The sequence below is a fragment of the Rhizobium sp. BR 315 genome, assembly GCF_050577975.1.
Lineage (GTDB): Bacteria > Pseudomonadota > Alphaproteobacteria > Rhizobiales > Rhizobiaceae > Rhizobium > Rhizobium miluonense.
The window spans coordinates 1-17,342 of record NZ_JARWKZ010000060.1 but is presented as its reverse complement, the minus strand read 5'-3'; the positions used below and the strand labels follow the sequence as shown (position 1 = coordinate 17,342).

General features: G+C 58.2%; 16 protein-coding genes and 2 pseudogenes. 8 read left to right on the top strand and 10 right to left on the bottom strand.

All coding sequences use genetic code 11. The annotated features are described in order from the left end of the window. Window positions 1-31 precede the first annotated feature (31 nt). Genes QD409_RS30910 through QD409_RS30900 form a run of 3 tightly spaced genes read right to left on the bottom strand, consistent with a single transcriptional unit; the run spans window position 32 to window position 2,840 of the window. Window positions 32-352 (bottom strand): NIPSNAP family protein, encoded by a 321-nt coding sequence (locus QD409_RS30910; RefSeq protein ID WP_092851979.1) that lies wholly within the window; start codon window positions 350-352, stop codon window positions 32-34. A gap of 13 nt (window positions 353-365) precedes the next feature. Further along, window positions 366-1,991: a GMC family oxidoreductase gene (locus tag QD409_RS30905; RefSeq protein WP_430764558.1), complete on the bottom strand. Its 1,626-nt coding sequence runs from the start codon at window positions 1,989-1,991 to the stop codon at window positions 366-368. Between the two features lie 3 nt (window positions 1,992-1,994). Next, window positions 1,995-2,840 (bottom strand): uracil-DNA glycosylase, encoded by an 846-nt coding sequence (locus tag QD409_RS30900; protein ID WP_245298055.1) that lies wholly within the window; start codon window positions 2,838-2,840, stop codon window positions 1,995-1,997. Between the two features lie 244 nt (window positions 2,841-3,084). Here QD409_RS30900 and QD409_RS30895 point away from each other — a divergent pair, with 244 nt between their 5' ends. Further along, window positions 3,085-3,717 (top strand): TetR family transcriptional regulator C-terminal domain-containing protein, encoded by a 633-nt coding sequence (locus QD409_RS30895; protein ID WP_092851973.1) that lies wholly within the window; start codon window positions 3,085-3,087, stop codon window positions 3,715-3,717. Window positions 3,718-4,308: 591 nt separating this feature from the next. Here the strand turns inward: QD409_RS30895 and QD409_RS30890 are convergent. From QD409_RS30890 to QD409_RS30880, 3 genes and pseudogenes are all read right to left on the bottom strand, one after another. After that, window positions 4,309-4,371 (bottom strand): annotated as a pseudogene (locus QD409_RS30890) (hypothetical protein); the annotation flags it as partial. 641 nt (window positions 4,372-5,012) lie between these two features. Next, window positions 5,013-5,466 (bottom strand): annotated as a pseudogene (locus tag QD409_RS30885) (phytoene desaturase family protein); the annotation flags it as partial. 309 nt (window positions 5,467-5,775) lie between these two features. After that, complete coding sequence (locus QD409_RS30880; RefSeq protein WP_092851969.1) at window positions 5,776-6,249, bottom strand: winged helix-turn-helix transcriptional regulator; 474 nt, start codon at window positions 6,247-6,249, stop codon at window positions 5,776-5,778. 168 nt (window positions 6,250-6,417) lie between these two features. Here QD409_RS30880 and QD409_RS30875 point away from each other — a divergent pair, with 168 nt between their 5' ends. Both QD409_RS30875 and QD409_RS30870 read left to right on the top strand, forming a co-directional pair. Further along, complete coding sequence (locus tag QD409_RS30875; RefSeq protein ID WP_092851967.1) at window positions 6,418-7,275, top strand: alpha/beta fold hydrolase; 858 nt, start codon at window positions 6,418-6,420, stop codon at window positions 7,273-7,275. Window positions 7,276-7,365: 90 nt separating this feature from the next. Then, window positions 7,366-8,286: an alpha/beta fold hydrolase gene (locus QD409_RS30870; RefSeq protein WP_092851965.1), complete on the top strand. Its 921-nt coding sequence runs from the start codon at window positions 7,366-7,368 to the stop codon at window positions 8,284-8,286. 167 nt (window positions 8,287-8,453) lie between these two features. Here the strand turns inward: QD409_RS30870 and QD409_RS30865 are convergent, their stop codons facing one another. The 4 genes from QD409_RS30865 to QD409_RS30850 all read right to left on the bottom strand — a co-directional run bounded on the left by QD409_RS30865 (window position 8,454) and on the right by QD409_RS30850 (window position 12,053). After that, window positions 8,454-9,362 carry a TIGR03571 family LLM class oxidoreductase gene (locus QD409_RS30865; protein WP_430764557.1) on the bottom strand — a complete coding sequence of 303 codons (909 nt, stop codon included), beginning with the start codon at window positions 9,360-9,362 and terminating at the stop codon, window positions 8,454-8,456. Window positions 9,363-9,530: 168 nt separating this feature from the next. Continuing rightward, window positions 9,531-9,902: a PsiF family protein gene (locus tag QD409_RS30860; protein ID WP_092852016.1), complete on the bottom strand. Its 372-nt coding sequence runs from the start codon at window positions 9,900-9,902 to the stop codon at window positions 9,531-9,533. A 139-nt stretch (window positions 9,903-10,041) separates the two neighbouring features. Beyond that, a complete protein-coding gene (locus QD409_RS30855) occupies window positions 10,042-11,169 on the bottom strand; it encodes an S-(hydroxymethyl)glutathione dehydrogenase/class III alcohol dehydrogenase (protein ID WP_430764556.1) in 1,128 nt (375 codons plus the stop codon). A gap of 50 nt (window positions 11,170-11,219) precedes the next feature. Next, window positions 11,220-12,053 (bottom strand): sugar phosphate isomerase/epimerase family protein, encoded by an 834-nt coding sequence (locus tag QD409_RS30850; RefSeq protein WP_092851959.1) that lies wholly within the window; start codon window positions 12,051-12,053, stop codon window positions 11,220-11,222. 230 nt (window positions 12,054-12,283) lie between these two features. Between QD409_RS30850 and QD409_RS30845 the strand changes: the two genes are divergently transcribed. The 5 genes from QD409_RS30845 to QD409_RS30825 form a co-directional block, all read left to right on the top strand. Continuing rightward, complete coding sequence (locus QD409_RS30845) at window positions 12,284-13,213, top strand: sugar ABC transporter substrate-binding protein (protein ID WP_430764555.1); 930 nt, start codon at window positions 12,284-12,286, stop codon at window positions 13,211-13,213. Window positions 13,214-13,409: 196 nt separating this feature from the next. Beyond that, window positions 13,410-14,444 carry a sterol desaturase family protein gene (locus QD409_RS30840; protein ID WP_092851955.1) on the top strand — a complete coding sequence of 345 codons (1,035 nt, stop codon included), beginning with the start codon at window positions 13,410-13,412 and terminating at the stop codon, window positions 14,442-14,444. A 238-nt stretch (window positions 14,445-14,682) separates the two neighbouring features. Next, entirely contained in the window at window positions 14,683-15,543 is an 861-nt protein-coding gene (locus QD409_RS30835; RefSeq protein ID WP_430764554.1) for a tyrosine-type recombinase/integrase, read from the top strand. Window positions 15,544-15,555: 12 nt separating this feature from the next. Then, a complete protein-coding gene (locus QD409_RS30830; protein ID WP_430764553.1) occupies window positions 15,556-16,734 on the top strand; it encodes an IS91 family transposase in 1,179 nt (392 codons plus the stop codon). 401 nt (window positions 16,735-17,135) lie between these two features. After that, window positions 17,136-17,342: transposase (locus QD409_RS30825; protein WP_430764552.1), on the top strand; the 207-nt coding region annotated here is incomplete at its 3' end.

Genomic DNA, 17,342 nt, shown 5'->3' with positions numbered 1-17,342 from the left:
TAGTTGTTTAAAGTCGCGCTACTAAATTTTCCTAGGCGAGCGGCGAATAGGGCGCCGGATTCATGATCATGACATCCTGCTTCTGGATGGCATCAAGCGCCCAGACGCCTGCAATGAAGGATTGCCATTCCGGATCGGCATACATGGCCTGGCGACGTGCCTCGCGGTCGGCAAGGCTGTCATAGGCCCACATCAGCACGGTGGTGTGCAGCACCCCGATCTCCGAAACGTACAGCCCGACGAACCGGTTGAGATGCCGCTTCTGGATCGGCAGGCCCTCGGCTTCGTACTTCTTCATCCATTTGTCGACCGTGCCCGGTTTGAAGGTATAGGTGCGGTGTTCGAGGATCATTCTTTTGCTTCCTTCAAGCGTTCAGGATGAATTCGGCGCATTTTTCGCCGATCATGATGGCTGGGGCATTGGTGTTGCCGCTGGAGATGATCGGCATTATCGAGGCATCGGCCACTCGTAGGCCATCGATGCCGTGCACCTTGAGCTCTGCATCGACAACGGCCATTGGGTCGTTGCCCATCTTGGCCGTGCCGACGGGGTGGAAGGTGGTCATGGCAGTAGCGCGCAGCCACGTGGTCAGATCAGCATCGCTTTTCGCCGTTGGCCCAGGCGCCAGCTCAAGTCCGCGATAACCATCGAAAGCCTTCTGGCCAACGATATCGCGCGTCAATCGAATGGCGTCGATCATGGTCCGGACGTCGAAATCGTCACGCAGGTAGTTTGCGAGGATCTTCGGCTTGTCGGTGGGATTGGTGGATCGCAGCGTGATCTCGCCCCGGCTGACCGGATTGACCGGCCCGACGCGAATGGTGAAGCCATGATTGGCTTCGACACGTTGCTTTTTACGGAACGGATTGGGAAAATGCAGATTGGCAGTCTTTTCCAGCGCCGGCATGAAGTGGAGCTGGATGTCGGGCGCGACCAATCCATCATTGGAGCGGACGAATGCGCCGGCCTCATAGGGAAAGGTCGTGGTGATACCTTCGCCGAACAGCATTCCCTGTGCGACGGCGGGGATCAGCTTGTCGGCGCGTAAATCGCCGAACAGGGTTATGGGTTGACGGCACTCCCAACTCATAACGCAATCGACATGATCCTGAAGATTCTTGCCGACCCCTGGTAGATCGAGAAGCGGCTTGATTCCAATTGCCTTCAGTTCGTCGGCCGGACCAATACCCGATAGCAGCAGTGCCTTGGGCGTATTGACAACCCCGGCAGAGAGCACGATTTCGCCCGCGGAGCGCGCCACCGACACATTTCCGGCTTTAATATACTCGACGCCGGTTGCTCTACCATTCTCGATCAGCAGGCGTGTGGTCTCAGCACCCGTGATCACCGTGAGGTTGGCGCGGTGCATCGCAGGGCGAAGGAAAGCCCAGGACGTGGACCAGCGCTTGCCTTTTCGAATGGTGAAATCGTAGCGGCCGAAACCTTCCTGCGTCTCGCCATTGAAATCGTCATTCAAGGGATAACCGGCCTGTTGCCCCGCCTCGCAAAACACATCCATCAATGGGTTGTGACCGCGCGCACGGCAGACCGTCAGTTCGCCTCCGTCCCCATGAAACTGTCCGTTACGCTGCACATGGAATTCCGAACGGCGAAAGGCGGGCAAGACTTCGTCATAGGACCAGCCAGGCAGGCCGAACTGCGACCATCGATCATAGTCGTGCCGATTGCCGCGGACATAGATCATGCCGTTGATCGTGGAGGTGCCGCCGAGAACCTTGCCGCGTGGCCAATAGAGCGAACGGTTATTGAGAGAGGGCTCCGGCTCTGTGTGATAATGCCAATTGTAGATGCCCGAGTGAAACAGTTTGCCCATCAGCATAGGCAGGCGAAACAGCGGATTGCGATCCTTGCCGCCTGCTTCAAGTAACAGCACGCGGGTCTTCGGGTCTTTCGACAGGCGGTTCGCAAGCACGCAGCCGGCGGAGCCGGCACCAACGATGATGTAGTCGTATTCCGACGAAATTGTCATGGCTTACCATGCGACGGGGCTTGCGCCCCTCGCCTCAAGATAGGAATTGCAAAGAAGAAATGGATTTTCCCGACCGAGTACATGCTCGGCAAAAGCGGGATGATCGCGTAAAATCAAGGCACAGTTGCCGGATACGCATTCGCTGAGGCCGGCTTCCGCAAGGATGTCAGCCGCGGCATCGCCAAAGCCTATGAAGACGATCGGCTGATCGCGCTCACGCAAGGTGGCGATCACTTTGAGCATCAGCGGTCGCCAAAAAGGCAGATGTCCCCTCGCCTGATGCGGATCTACGTCGACCTTGAAACGCGAAAGCGTCAGCGAAGCATTGAGCAGAAGCACGCCCTGACGAACCCAACGGTCACCGATCGCGCTTGGCCCCTCGAAACCGCAATCCGGATCGCAAAGCATCTGTCGGACGTCCGGCCAGCGCTCGAAGCTTTCGGAAAGGTTCTGATTACCGGTCCGCGCTGCGGCGATGAGTTGCATATAGGCACGGATGCTCTTCGAGAACATTTTGTCGAGCTCGTTCCATGACGCGAGATTGCCCGCCTCGAACGCGCGACCAGTGGCAAAACCCGGCTCTGGATAAGGATCCTGGCCGAGGATCATACAACGGACTTCCTGTGGCGCGATCCCGTCGAAGGCTGCGAGCGCATGCGCACCCTTGGGTTGACCGGGAAAATGGCGTCCGCGGCGCACCGGAAATATCGGCTCCCAGGCCTCGAATTCCAGATCCGCGTCGATACGGCTGAAATCATCGCCAACACTACCCAAGGCGGCGCGCCAGTCGGGCGGCAGATCCCCTTCCCAGCCGGCAAACGCTTCCGCCATCGCATCTTTTAAAGTCATTGGCACGAAATCGTCCCCCGCGTCTTCGCTTGCTGGATGAAGACTAGACAAAACCTGACCAAAGTGTCAACTTATTAAAAGTAAAAAAATGACGACTTGGTCAGTTTTTCCTGATCACATCGTCAACTTTTTGGATTGGTGCCAGCCCTTGCTTTTCAGTGGAAAAGCGGGCTTTGGCGAATGTGTGCTGTTGCCATTTGCAAGTGCCGGTCCAAAGCATGGGAAATTGGAAGACGGAGCGGGCATGCCACGCGAACACAATGAACCGGACGAAAAAATCCGCGAGCGCAACATTCGGCTGATCATCAAGGCTGGAATCGAGATCTTTTCGCGCAAGGGCTATGACGGCACCCGGATTGCAGAAATCGCGGAAGCCTCCGGCTTGCCGAAGGCAAACGTCTATTACTACTTTTCGTCGAAGGAGCAGATCTACACAGCGATCATCGCTCACCTGCTCGACGGATGGGACAACGCACTGAAATTCATCACCGCCGATCGCGAGCCGGCCGATGCCTTTCGCCTCTACATTCGCGCCAAGCTCGATTATACCCGCAAGAACATCGCCGAGACCCGGCTCTTTGCCAGCGAAATCATCCAGGGTGCTCGCTTTCTGAAGAAGAAGGATCGCCAGCATATTCGCGACGTCACTGATAAGCATGTCGCCGTGATCGAGGGCTGGATTGCCGAAGGCAAAATCCTGCCAGTCGATCCCCGACACCTGTTCATCATGCTCTGGGCGTCAACGCAGTTCTACGCCGAGTTCGAACCGATTGCCGCCGATGGCTTGAAAAAGTCCCGGTTGAAAGTCGAGGACTATGAAATGGCGGCCCAGACGATCGCCGAAACGGTTTTGCGCGGTGTCCTGCCGCGCGAATAGGAGCGCCAAACTAAACTCTCTGCAATGGGCAACGACATATCATTCGCCCTGATTGGCCGGCTTCGCACTGGCCTGCCTATCCTTGTCTAAGAGACGGCGTCATTGGCAATGTTGATGGTATCGTTATCCGATGCGACACAGCAGTCTGGCGGACTATCGCTATAGAGGCCGGAATTGGCGATTGAGATACCGAAGCCAGCCGTGCCGAGACTGCATCGGATAAACCCTTGCGGCGACGTCTCGCGAGGCCAGCGTGTGCGGTAAACTACCAGGGCCGGCTCATTGCGGGGATGCTGGTTCGGAGCATGTCTTCGCCGTTGAGATAAACTGCACGGGGCAAAGTCAAAAGGCGGCATTAAAGCCGCCTGGAAACTCCAGAAACCTCCGCTGTGCTTCTGGAAAGCTAGTTCTCAGCGAGCCGGCGGCAACAACGGGATGTTTCCATCCCAATCCGCTTCACGGTTCGCTCAGTTCGATCAGCCGGCAGGAAAAGCGTCCGGATAACGCTTAGATGCCACGGGTTCCGTTGACCGCATAAGCGATATGCGAACGGGAAATGCCAAGATCGGCGAGCGCATGGTCGTCCAATGCGGAAAGCTCACGGATTGCTTTGCGGACTGCGGAAAAACGTTTAATCTTCTCGATAACTCTCATCTCTGTCTCCTTTGTGTCTGACCGCTAGATATGCATTTACCCGCCTAAATAAAATGCACATGCCTGCAAGCGAGGCATGCTGCTTTTGCAAGGCTCACGTAATGTCTTGGTGCTGAGCGCCCGGAGGCGACGCTCGATGCGCGCTATGAAACTGAACTGGCAGCCTTCATTTGCTCAAACCAACGGGCATGCAGGAGAAGAAGGGCGGCGGGAGCAGGAGGATCAAGATCACGACCCGTCGGCCGCAGCAAAGAGCACATTGGCTTGCTGAGAAAAAGGGCGCGTGTCCGACGACAATGATTGGGGCATGGCTATCGTCGCCGGACGCTGCGCAATCCGGCTCGTAGGTGGTGCCCGAGCCGGTATTTAGAATATTAGCATTTGCCGCAGACTTAGCGAACCTGCCCGGATGGGCAGGCTCATTGCGAAACGCTCTACCCTTGCATTAAATCCATCAAAGGAAGTTCGCGCAGTCGAGGTGCGGGGCGAAAGAGAGCGCCGTCGCAATACAAGGATCTTGGGAAGTGAGCTTTGGCCGATGCTCAGTCGATTATCGGACTCCAGGCCTCGACTTTAGATCGTCGCTGAAGCGAGATGAAGCCGACACCGCCGTCAATTCTTCTCGCGCGAACAGCCGCCGTCTATTTCAGTGACGACGCCAGCAGGAAACCTGATCCTCCCGCCAAGCCAGGTCCGGGGTGGCTCGATGCGCCGATGTGATACAGGCCGGGCACATGGGTCTTGTGATTGATCGAGGTCTTGAACGGGCGCCAGAGGAAGAATTGGTCGAGCCCGCAGAAGCCGCCATAGGGGTCGCCGCCGACGAGATTGACATTCAGGACCTCCAGATCGCGGGGGGGAATAGCAGCGTCGTGAAAGCAAGGCTTCGTCGAAATTCTCGATGTGACGGCGCAGCATGGCCTCGATGCGGTCGGCAAAGGCTTCGCGCAATATCTCTGTCCAGCGGCCATCGGCGGGGCACTCGATTTCGCCAGCGGCATCGCCCTTGATGAAACGGGGCGTATCGGGCAATTGCAGCCATAGGATCGCGGCACCTTCCGGCGCGCGGCTGGGATCGAGTGCTGTCGGCTGCCCATACAAAAAGCCCTTCGGAAACCTTGCGTAGAGCAAGAAACTGATCGGAGCTTAAGAAGCGGCATTCTCCGGCGGCGAGCCGACAACGATTCTGGGCGAGTGGTCGACTTGGGAACAATGCGATCCCATTCCGCATATTGTGTCCGTCGACCTCATAGATTTTGCTGAAGGTCAGCGCCTTCATCGACCTGATGGCCGAACATCTGTTTCCCGCCCGTCCAATGGGAATAGCGTGATTCCATGCCAGTCATGACGCAAACGCGTTGATCTCGCGGGCTGCGACATCGCGGCAATCCTCGAGCGCCGTTCTTACGGCGCGGGCTTCACGTCACCTGCTTCTGGTACCCATGTCACGACGGTGTCCTCCGGTCCCAACACCCGGCCGTCCTGCGAGCGAAGCTCCAGCTTTCGCACCGGCATACCAACCTTGCGATCGACCAGAAGCACATGCTTCTCGCCGGGTTCGAAGAAGAAATCTTCGCCCCATTGCCGAAGGGCGACAAGAAGCGGAAATAGGCCTCGCCCCTTCTCCGTAAGCACATATTCCTGATAGGGGCTGCCATCCGATGCAGGCGCTACATCCATGATGCCGTAGTCCACGAGATTGCGTAGCCGGGCTGAAAGAATGTTCTTCGCAAGACCCAGGCTCTTCTGAAACTCTCCGAAGCGCCGCAGGCCGTTGAAGGCGTCGCGGACGATCAGCAAAGACCACCAATCGCCAATGGCATCAAGCGGCCTCGCGACGCCGCATATCGAATCCTTATGACTAATTCTCTTTGCCATCGCCTTCGGCTCGCACTCTATTCATCGACGTCCGGAGTGATCAACGCGATCCACCCCTCAAAAATATAGAGGTTGCAAACTAAAACCTCAAGTGATACACGGCTTGTGGTTTTAATCTGCAACCACACCTGCTTGCAGCCACATAGCTGGAATAATGGAGGAGTTCCCATGACGCAGTATCGCCGCATCGACGTTGACGGGGTCGAAATCTTCTATCGGGAGGCAGGCGACGCCAATCGCCCTGCAATCCTGCTCCTGCACGGTTTTCCCGCATCCTCTTTCATGTTCCGCGAGCTGATCGATCGCCTGGCCGATCAGTTTCATCTCATTGCTCCCGACTATCCGGGCTTCGGTTACAGCTCGGCGCCATCCCGCGACGAGTTCTCCTACACCTTCGACCACCTGGCTGACGTGATGGAGAAATTCACCGACAGGATCGGCCTCGGGAAATACGCGATCTACATGCAGGACTTCGGCGGTCCGGTCGGATATCGCCTCGCCACGCGGCACCCCGAGAAGGTCTCGTTTCTGATCGTCCAAAATGCCAATGCCTACGAGGAAGGTTTGCCAGACAGCTTTTGGGAACTGCCCAGGACGCTATGGCGCGATCCCTCGCCGGAAAATTTCCGGAAAATTCGCGAGGAAGCCACCTCGGATGAGGCGCTGAAGTGGAACTACACCCACGGCGTCAAAGACATCTCGAACATAAGCCCTGACAGCTGGGTGCTGCAAAAAGCTCTCCTGGACCGCCCCGGCAACAAGGAGATCATGCTCGATCTCATCTTTGATTATCGGACCAATCCGGATCTCTATCCGGAATGGCAAGGCTACTTCCGCAAGCATCAGCCGCCGGCGCTGATCGTTTGGGGCCAAAACGACAGCATCTTCCCGCCCTCTGGCGCCTACCCCTATCAAAGAGACTTGCCGAAAGCCGATTTCAACCTCCTCGACACCGGCCACTTCGCGCTTGAGGAGCAGGCGGAGGCGATTGCAGCCCATATCAAGCGGTTTGCGGCGACGCTTTAGAAACACGCCGAAAACCCAACGCTTAGCCTCACAGCGAGCTGCGTGACGACCATCGCGCGCAGCCGCCCCTCAGCGAAAGAACTCTCTCCCATGAACACATCCGACGCCACTTTCGGCGGCACGTTTCCATTCGCGCCGCACTACACCCACGCACCCGGTTTTCGGATGCACTATGTCGATGAAGGACCGCGAGACGGTGGGGTCGTGCTATGCCTGCATGGCGAACCCACCTGGGGCTATCTGTTCCGCCACCTGATTCCTGTCCTCAGCCAGACACATCGGGTGATCGTGCCGGACCATATGGGCTTCGGCAGGAGCGAAACGCCGCAAGACCGTAGCTACTGGCTTCAGGATCACATCGACAACCTGGAGCGCTTCGTGCTCGCGCTCGATCTGAACGAAATTACGCTCGTCATGCACGATTTCGGCGGCCCGGTCGGCATGGGGCTTGCTGCCCGGCATCCAGGCCGGATTCGGCGGGTGATCTCAGCCAATGCACCAACGCCGTTCGGCCAAGCAGATCTTCTCGACAGGGTCCTGGCAAATGCCAGCACCTCGCCCTGGTTCCAATGGATCATGCAAGCGGATGCGAAAGGCAGTCTCGAGGCGGTGCTTGGACAGCTTGGCTTCAATATCCTGAGCACGCTCAAGCTCAACGGCTTCGAGAACAATGCCATCATCAACGATGGCTGGATTTCCGCCTATAGCGCGCCCTTCGCGGATCCAGCAGACTGCGTTGGTGCGATCGGCTGGGCAAAGGGCTTTGCCACCGGCGCCCATAGCTTCGAGACGCCCGATGCCGCGGCCAACCAGGCGATCCGCACCAAACCCGCCTTGGCAATCTGGGGAGACGCGGACCGCACGCTTGGCGCCGAGCATTTCCTACCGCTGTTTGCGGCCATCTTCCCGGCCGCCCAGACCATCCGCCTGCCCGGCGTTGGGCACTACTGTTTTGAGGACGCCCCAAATACAGTCGCCAGCTTGATCTCGGACTTCATCCGTCAGTCCTAACGGCGCTTCGACTGAGTTATAGATCTGAAACGGTGAGCCGGGCGAATTTTCGCCCTTCGTAGTTTTAAAATGAAACTATCTTTATGCTATCTGGCGATGGTAACTTGCGTCTCTCGCGGACTACGACATTGCCGAATCTGCAGCAGCCGGGTTGACAATGCAGTCGCCTAGCGCAGCGCCGGCATGATACCTGCGGCGATTTCATCCATAACCTCGGTGGCCGGTCTGCCTTCCGAAATCAGGTTGAATGCGACATGCTGAATGCCGGCCTCGCGCATGGCCGACAGTGTATCGATCAGCCCTCGTCTACCTGTCCTGCCTCCAAGATTGATCTCCTCATATGTCGCATCGGGTTTGTCGAGCAGTTCCAGAACCATGGACTGGCCGAAACCACGAAACTCGGTCGTGACCTTCGTTTGCGCGTTGCGCCAGAGCGTCAACCGATCTTTCTGCACGGACAGCGAACGATAATATGTCATCCATCCCGCCGCGTTTCGCGCGATCCATTCAAGCGATTGTGCCGACGAACCTACCGCCACCATCGGGATGCTCGTCCCCTGCAAGCTCGGCCTTATGGCGAAATCGCCCCGAACTTGGCCATCTTCATTGATGACGGCTTGATCGGGGCGCAGCGCTGCGGCAAGGCGCTCCCAATGGGTCTGGAAAAGAGCCTTGCGGCTTTCAACGTCTCTGCCGAACATTTCATATTCGCTGGGCCGGTCGCCGGAGCCGAGCCCCAGAACAAACCGTCCCTTGGAGAGGGCCGCGACAGAAAGCGAAGCCTTGGCAATATGAAGAGGATGCCGCAACGGCAGGACGATTGCGCCCGTCGCCAGGCGGATATTGGAAGTGGCGGTCGCCAGCGCTCCGAGGAAAACCCATGGATCCGCATGTCCGATCGGGTCGGGATAGCTCTCGCTGTTGAGGGGAACATCCCTCACCCACAATGCATCGAAGCCTAATCTGTCGGCATGGCCAGCGATGCCGAGCTGAACATCGAATTGCACATCGGCAAGCGTTCTCGTCTGAGCCGGCAAGACGATACCGAATGAAAGCTGGTCCCTGTGAAAAAACACTGTGCGCCCCGAAACATATTGCCCTGACAAAGAGATAAGGACGATCGTCTTCTAGAAAAGGGTGCGCTGTGGAAGAACTGGCTCTTGCCTGGGATGCCATGGTCCGCCCGATATTGACGGACCATATTTTGGTGGCGGATGGAAATCCGAGCAGAGGTTCGCCGCAGCTTAGCCAGCAGCGATGCACTGCTTGACGAAGTCGCGCAGCGCTTTCTTTTCCAGACCCTTGGCCGTGCCTTGATCGTGACAGGTCTTGCGCTTCGCCAGGACCGGGTACTTCTGCTGAAGGCAGCTCTTGACCGAATCCCTGCGTGCCTGACCCTTGAGGCCCTGTCCGGTCGCATCCTGTCGGCAGGCCTGCCGCGCCGTTTTGATTTCATCCTTCGACGGCATGGCCGAAGATGGTGCCGAAGCGGATGGGGCGGTGACGGGAGCCTGCGTTGCGGTGGTCGCAGGTGTGGTCGTCTGTGCAAAAACCACAGTCGCCGAGGACAGGGCGAAGAGAGCGGCGGCGGTCACACTTAGCAGCTTGCGGGTCATGGGCATATCCTTTTGCCTGAAGGCCATTCTGTTCAAGCCGCCGACCTCATCCCGAGATCGGCGTGATTCTTGAACGATGGTCATCGGCATATCCGTCGCTCGGATTGCCAATAAATTTCCGACTAGCTTGCCGACCCCGTCAGTAGATGACGACACCCCTGACACTCTTTCCGGAGTGCATGAGTTCAAAGCCCTTGTTGATGTCTTCGAGCGGCATGGTGTGGGTGATCATCGGATCGATCTGGATCTTGCCCTCCATGTACCAGTCGACGATCTTCGGCACATCGGTGCGACCACGCGCGCCGCCGAAGGCCGTCCCCATCCACGAGCGGCCCGTCACCAGCTGGAACGGACGCGTCGAGATCTCCTGGCCGGCGCCGGCAACGCCGATGACCACCGACTTGCCCCAGCCGCGATGGCTTGCTTCCAGTGCCTGGCGCATCACCTTGGTGTTGCCGGTGCAGTCGAAGGTATAGTCCGCCCCGCCGATCTGGTCGGCTCCGCGCTTCGTCATGTTGACGAGATAGGGAACGATGTCGTCGCCGACCTCCTTTGGATTGACGAAATGCGTCATGCCGAAGCGCTCGCCCCATTCCTTCTTGTCGTTGTTGAGATCGACGCCGATGATCATGTCGGCGCCGGCAAGCCGTAGGCCCTGGATGACGTTGAGGCCGATGCCGCCGAGACCGAAGACGATCGCCGTTGCGCCCATCTCCACCTTGGCGGTGTTGATGACCGCACCGATGCCGGTGGTGACGCCGCAGCCGATATAGCAGATCTTGTCGAAAGGAGCGTCCGGGTTGACCTTGGCAACGGCAATCTCCGGCAGCACGGTGTAATTGGCGAAGGTCGAGCAGCCCATATAGTGATGGATCTTGTCCTTGCCGATCGAGAAGCGCGAGGTGCCGTCCGGCATYAGGCCCTGACCCTGGGTCGAGCGGATCGCCGTGCACAGATTGGTCTTGCGGCTGAGGCACGACGGGCATTCGCGGCATTCGGGCGTATAGAGCGGGATGACGTGATCGCCYTTCTTCACCGASGTCACCCCCGGTCCGACATCGACGACGATACCCGCACCCTCATGGCCGAGGATGGCCGGGAACAGGCCTTCGGGGTCGGCCCCCGACAGGGTGAAATCGTCGGTATGGCAGATGCCGGTCGCCTTGACCTCGATCAGCACTTCGCCGGCTCTTGGCCCCTCAAGCTGAACCGTCATCACCTCAAGCGGCTTGCCGGCCTGCACCGCTACGGCTGCTCTTACGTCCATGGAAATCCCTCCAGAATCAGTAGTCTATCGCTGATATTTCGTTTGATTTGCTAGCTTGACGTCTTTGCCCACAAATCACGTATTTCCTGCCTCATAAGCAGGGATTCTTCCCACCGATCGGTGGTGTCTTCGCCGTCCCTTCCGGTGATGGCATAGGGTTTCGGTCCCAACTCGCAGGTGAAGGCAAGCGTCGCGTCCTTGGCCGCGCGTTTGCGCCAGCTCCTGAAGCCATAGTCCCACCAGCCGAGGAAAAGATCGACCCAAGGCCTGTGATGCGGAAAGGAAATCTCGATCTGGACCTGCTCACGGGAAGCAACGCGGCCGTGAAAGGCCCAGGAACTATCCAGTATCCGATGAATAAGGGCGTGATTTTCGTCGGATACGGGCCAGGCGAATTCCCGGCCGACCAGGAAATGGGAGATGTCGCCCAGCAGCTGCAGGTCCGGCAGCCGATCGAGCAGGTCGAGCGTGAAGAACAGATCCGTCGTCATCCGGTCGCGATGCGTCTCGATCCAGACGTCGATGCCGGCCTCTTCCGCCAGCCGTTGCCAGCCTTCCAGCAGGGGAATGCAATCTTCAAGCCGCCGCAACCGCACGTCGGGCTGGAGACAGATATGATGGACATTGTATTCGGCGGCGACCTCTAGCGCGGGCTTTAGATCGTCGACGGTCTTTGGGAAGCATTGCCCCTCCGCCTGCAGACCATGCTGCTTGAGGAGGCCTGCAATACGAGCAACGAGATTGCGATCATACCAATGGGTGCTGATGCCATCGAAACCGGCGGCGGCGATCTTTTCGATATTCTCCTCCAGAGAAAGCTCCGGAAATCGTGCGCTGCGTCGCTCCATGGACCAAAGCGACTGGAATATGAGCAAATCCTGCATAGTTCCTCCCGTACCAGTAAGCTGCTCAGATCATGAATTCGATGGCTTTGCCAGTCAGCGCGATGATGGGTTTTGATCATGGCCGCGTTTCATTGCAAAGCGGATGTATTCGCTTGGCCGAGAGCCAGCGGCGTGATGGTTTTTCATCAAAATACTCTCGGACGCCGACCGGCTCCATCGTTAACTCTTGCCTAGCGGTCACTTGGGCCGCAGTTTCCTGGGAGGAAAACATGTTCAAGTTTTTGAGTGCAAGCGCGCTCGCTCTCGTGCTGTCGTCACAAGCTCATGCCGCCGATCGGATCGGCGTCTCTATGGGCTACCTCACGACCAATTTCCAGACCTTGATCGCCAATGGCATGCAGGACTATGCCAAGACCAAGAGCCTCGACCTGCAGGTGGTGGACGCCGCCAACGACGTCAACAAGCAGCTCGATCAGGTGCGCAACTTCGCAGCCGGCGGCGTCTCGGCCATTATTGTCGATCCGGTGGATTCAGACGGCACGCCGGCCATGAGCAAGATAGCAGAAGAGGCCGGCATTCCGCTGATCTACGTCAACATCCAGCCGACCGACCTGACGACGCTCGCAAAGAAGCAGGCCTTCGTCGGATCGAATGAAACCGAATCCGGCACGCTCCAGACCAAGGAAGTCTGTCGCATGCTCGGCGGCAAGGGCGATGTCGTCGTCATGGTCGGCGACCTCAGCAGCCAGGCCGCGCGCCAGAGAACGCGGGACGTGCATGACGTACTGAAATCAAGCGAATGCAGCGGCATCAAGGTGGTGCGCGAGCAGGTGGGCAATTGGAGCCGTGTCGATGGCGCCGATCTCGTTTCGAACTGGCTGACCTCCGGCCTGACATTCAATGCCGTCATCGCCAATAACGACGAGATGGCGCTGGGCGCTATTTCCGCGATCAAGAACGCCGGCGGCTCGACCGACAAGACGATCGTTGCAGGTATCGATGCGACGCCGGATGCGCTGCAGGCAATGAAATCAGGCGATCTCAAGGTAACCGTATTCCAGGACGCCAAGGCGCAAGGCCGTGGCGCCATCGATACAGCGGTGAAGGCGATCAAGGGCGAGCAAATCGACAGGGAAGTCTGGATCCCCTTCAAGCTGGTGACGAAGGACAACATGGTTCAGTTCGAAAGCCTCAACTGAAGAGGCAAGCGCCGGCAACGAGGAGCACGGCTGGCGATGCACGGGAAGGAGTGGCCTCCGGTCTCTCCTTCTCGCCCCCGACTTCAGGCTGGCGCACTTTCCGCCGCCGTGAGCAAATTTCATCAAATCAATGCTGTCGTTTCCAGCCGACGCCGCTGACACTGACCGCATAGTTCCGCCAACTGGGAGGCACCTCATGGACGACACGCTATACGGCACGCGCGACAAGCGCGGGGACTGGAAACCCAACAAGCTTCTGCAATATCCGCCTGTCTTCATCTGGCCGGCCAAACCGATCGCATTCCTGAAATGGTTCTTCGGCTATCCCGGCTACCTGATGCCCTGGAATGTCGTCTACGCCGTTGTCGCGACGTTGTTGTGGCTCTATGCGACGCCCTCCATGGAGACGATGAAAACACTGGCGCCGGGCTGGATCGCCTATCTTCTCCTGCGCAATGCCACCTTGGTTTTCCTGTTCTTCGGCGCCTTTCACCTGCGCCTTTATATGCAGAAGAAGCAGGGCACGAGCTTCAAATACAATAGCAAGTGGCCGTCGAAGGATAACTCTGCCTTCCTCTTCGGCAACCAGACCGTCGACAATGTAATCTGGACCTTCGCAAGCGCCATACCCCTCTGGACGGCCTTCGAGGTGCTGACACTTTGGGCCTTTGCGAATGGCATCATTCCCTACGTCGATTTTGCCGAGCACCCGATCTATTGCATTGTCATTATGCTGCTGATCCCGGCATTCCGCGATCTGCATTTCTATCTCGTGCATCGTCTGATCCACTGGCCGCCGCTCTACCACGCGGTCCACAAGCTGCATCACAACAACGTCAACCCCGGCCCCTGGTCAGGGCTTGCGATGCACCCCGTCGAGCATCTTTTGTATTTTTCGGGCGTTCTCATCCATTGGATCGTACCGTCCAATCCGATCCACGCCTTGTTCCATCTGACGCATGCTGCTCTCGCTCCAGCACCGGGCCATGCCGGCTTCGACAAGATCGTGATCAGTGAGGATGCTGGGATCGATACCCACGCCTATGATCATTATCTCCACCACAAATTCTTCGAGTGCAATTACGCCGACGGTGTCATCCCGCTCGACCAGTGGTTCGGCACCTTTCACGACGGCTCGAAAGAGGCCGAGGACCGTATGAACAAGCGCTTCATGGAGCGCGCCAAGAAATATGCAGAGAAACAGGCCCGCCGCTCCGGCACACCGAGCTGAGGCGGACTACGGCCGGCCAGATCTTTGCGGCTATTGCAACGATATCAGGGCCCTGCCGAGTGACCTTAGTGTTCCATATGCATCATTTTCGCTCTCCCCCCGCCACCGATTTAGGCGATGTTGACAAAGTGGGTTGAACGAAGCCGCTGGCGCGGCATTTGGGGCATCTGATTTGCATGGTGTGCCTCTGTTTTGAAGGAATGGGCTGTTTGGCCCAACCTTTGAACAGGAGAGTACGATGAGTGAGATGAGCCCGCTGCGGCGTCGGATGATCGAGGACATGACGATCCGCAATCTGTCGCCGGCGACGCAACGATCGTATTTGCATGCGGTGACGAAGTTTTCGCGCTATTTCGGGCACTCGCCAGATCGGCTGGGGCTGGAGGATGTGCGTGCCTTTCAGGTGCATCTGGTGTCGTCTGGCCTATCATGGCCGGCCTTGAACCAGACGGTTTGCGCGCTTCGGTTTTTCTTCGGCGTCACGCTTGGGCATGCGGAGATACCGGAGCGCATTGCTTATGCACGAACGCCATCCAAGCTGCCGACGATATTGAATGGCGATGAGATCGTGCGGTTTCTGGAAGCGGTTCCAAGCCTGAAGACCCGAACGGCGCTGACGACGGCGTATGCGGCTGGATTGCGCGCCACCGAGACGGTCAGTCTCAAGGTCAGCAATATCGACGGCGAGCGCGGTGTCATTCGTATTGAGCATGGCAAAGGCGGCAAGGACCGCAACGTGATGCTGTCGGCACAGTTGCTTCATATCCTGCGGGTCTATTGGAAGCTGGCGCGGCCGCAGGTCTGGTTGTTTCCGGGACGCGACGAGAGCAAGCCCATCGATGTCCAGGTTCTGCATTCCGCTTGCCGTTCGGCGCGGCTTGCCGCTGGGATCGACAAGCGGGTGTCGGTGCACACGCTGCGACACAGCTTTGCCACACATCTGCTGGAAAGCGGCACCGACATCCGCATCATCCAGGTCCTGCTCGGCCACAACAATCTGTCGACCACGGCGCGCTATACGAAGGTATCCAACACGCTCATCCGTGCCACGACCAGCCCGCTCGACCGGCTGACGCTGGAGGTGGTGCCGCCAGGCTGAGCATATCCCGCCATGGCGGCGGGATTGGAGGTGGCGGATATCTTTCGCCGCCACGGGGAAGCATATCGCCAATCGCATGACACCCATCTCGGGCGACTTGAGCGCCGGGTGATGAGTGCAGTCGAGATGTGTCGGACTGCTCGGCTGGGCGGCCATGTCCAGCAATGCCAGGATTGTGAGGCGCTCCGCATCGCCTACAATTCCTGCCGTAACCGGCATTGCCCGAAGTGTCAGGGACAGGCCAGTCGCGATTGGCTTGCCGCCCGGCAGGCCGACCTGCTGCCAGTCGGCTATTTCCACGTCGTCTTCACCATGCCGCCAGCGATCGCCGAGATTGCCTTCCAGAACAAGCAGAAAGTCTATGCGATCCTGTTTCGCGCCGTCGCCGAGACACTCCGCAGACTTGCCGCTGACCCCAGACATCTGGGTGCTGAACTCGGCTTTATCGCCGTGCTGCATTCCTGGGGGCAGAACCTCCATTATCACCCACACATCCACTGCATCGTGCCGGGCGGCGGATTGTCGTTCGATCAAACCCGCTGGGTGGCTTGTCGGAGGAACTTCTTCCTGCCCGTGCGGGTGCTGTCGCGCCTGTTCCGGCGACTGTTTCTCCAATACCTGAAGCAGGCGCATGACGAAGGCGAACTTCAGTTCTTCGGCAGCATCGCGAACCTGGCCCATCCAGCCGCATTCACTTGCATGATCAAGGCAGCGCGTCGCGTCGATTGGATCGTCTATGCCAAGCCGCCCTTTGCCGGACCCCAACAGGTGCTGGCCTATCTCGGCCGCTATACCCATCGCATCGCCATCTCCAATTCCCGCCTCGTCCGCATGGACGGTGGTCATGTCACATTCCGTTGGAGGGATTATCGCAGGGGTAGCAGGCAGAAGCTGATGACGATCGATGCCCACGAGTTCATTCGTCGCTTCCTGCTGCATACTGTCCCGGACGGCTTCCATCGCATCCGTCACTATGGCCTGCTTGCCAACGGCCATCGGCAACAGAAGCTGGAGGCGTGCCGCAATCTGCTCAAAGTCCCACAGCCGGAAGAGCCAGTCGAAGACCTGGATACGGTCGAGGCCCCACCGTTTGCGCACCGCTGTCCCTGTTGCGGCGGAAGGATGAACATCCTCGGCACCTGGAAGCCGCGTCAACCAGCCTGTCGGCCAGCATGGAACGATAGCTCATGACCCCATCAGGCACGGCATCACATCAACGATCAGCGTCGGCATATCGAACGGCCGCGAGCGAATTGCTTTGGCCAAGCATGCCGGCGCAACACAAAACGCAGTATCTCCAAAGCCTCGTTCGGCACAGACCAACCAAAAACACCGTCAGCGATATCTCAATTGGCGGCGAGAACCTTCTTCTCAGTCGCTCTCCGAGCTCCGTCTGGGCTCGCCCCAGCCAAACGACATCCACCGCTTCGGCGAAATCCCCATAGTGCCAAACAACCCGCGCCTTCGTTCAACCCGGCTTCAATGAGGTCCGACCAGCAATTGCCGCATCCAAAGCGACCGGACCTCACAGAACCCTCCAGATTCACAAATCAGCTTTGGTCTGATTCAAGACTACCTTTTAGGAGGCAGTTTTGGCACGTGGCGATTTGAGCGATGCAGAGTGGCGGATCATCGAGCCACTTTTACCGAGGGAACGCGGGCGCAAGTCGCGCCCGTTGCATGATAATCGGTGCTTTTTGAACGGGATGCTTCACGTGCTGCGGGTCGGTTGTCCGTGGCGCGATATGCATGAGCGATACGGCAAGTGGAATTCAGTTTACGTGCGTTTCCGCGTTTCC

Bases quoted from the DNA above. Each gene is read 5' to 3' on its own strand.
- QD409_RS30835 (WP_430764554.1), top strand. From the start codon at position 14,683: ATGAGTGAGATGAGCCCGCTGCGGCGTCGGATGATCGAGGACATGACG.
- QD409_RS30900 (WP_245298055.1), bottom strand. From the start codon at position 2,840: ATGACTTTAAAAGATGCGATGGCGGAAGCGTTTGCCGGCTGGGAAGGG.
- QD409_RS30870 (WP_092851965.1), top strand. From the start codon at position 7,366: ATGAACACATCCGACGCCACTTTCGGCGGCACGTTTCCATTCGCGCCG.
- QD409_RS30845 (WP_430764555.1), top strand. From the start codon at position 12,284: ATGTTCAAGTTTTTGAGTGCAAGCGCGCTCGCTCTCGTGCTGTCGTCA.
- QD409_RS30860 (WP_092852016.1), bottom strand. From the start codon at position 9,902: ATGACCCGCAAGCTGCTAAGTGTGACCGCCGCCGCTCTCTTCGCCCTG.
- QD409_RS30875 (WP_092851967.1), top strand. From the start codon at position 6,418: ATGACGCAGTATCGCCGCATCGACGTTGACGGGGTCGAAATCTTCTAT.
- QD409_RS30840 (WP_092851955.1), top strand. From the start codon at position 13,410: ATGGACGACACGCTATACGGCACGCGCGACAAGCGCGGGGACTGGAAA.
- QD409_RS30880 (WP_092851969.1), bottom strand. From the start codon at position 6,249: ATGGCAAAGAGAATTAGTCATAAGGATTCGATATGCGGCGTCGCGAGG.
- QD409_RS30850 (WP_092851959.1), bottom strand. From the start codon at position 12,053: ATGCAGGATTTGCTCATATTCCAGTCGCTTTGGTCCATGGAGCGACGC.
- QD409_RS30905 (WP_430764558.1), bottom strand. From the start codon at position 1,991: ATGACAATTTCGTCGGAATACGACTACATCATCGTTGGTGCCGGCTCC.
- QD409_RS30895 (WP_092851973.1), top strand. From the start codon at position 3,085: ATGCCACGCGAACACAATGAACCGGACGAAAAAATCCGCGAGCGCAAC.
- QD409_RS30910 (WP_092851979.1), bottom strand. From the start codon at position 352: ATGATCCTCGAACACCGCACCTATACCTTCAAACCGGGCACGGTCGAC.
- QD409_RS30830 (WP_430764553.1), top strand. From the start codon at position 15,556: ATGGCGGCGGGATTGGAGGTGGCGGATATCTTTCGCCGCCACGGGGAA.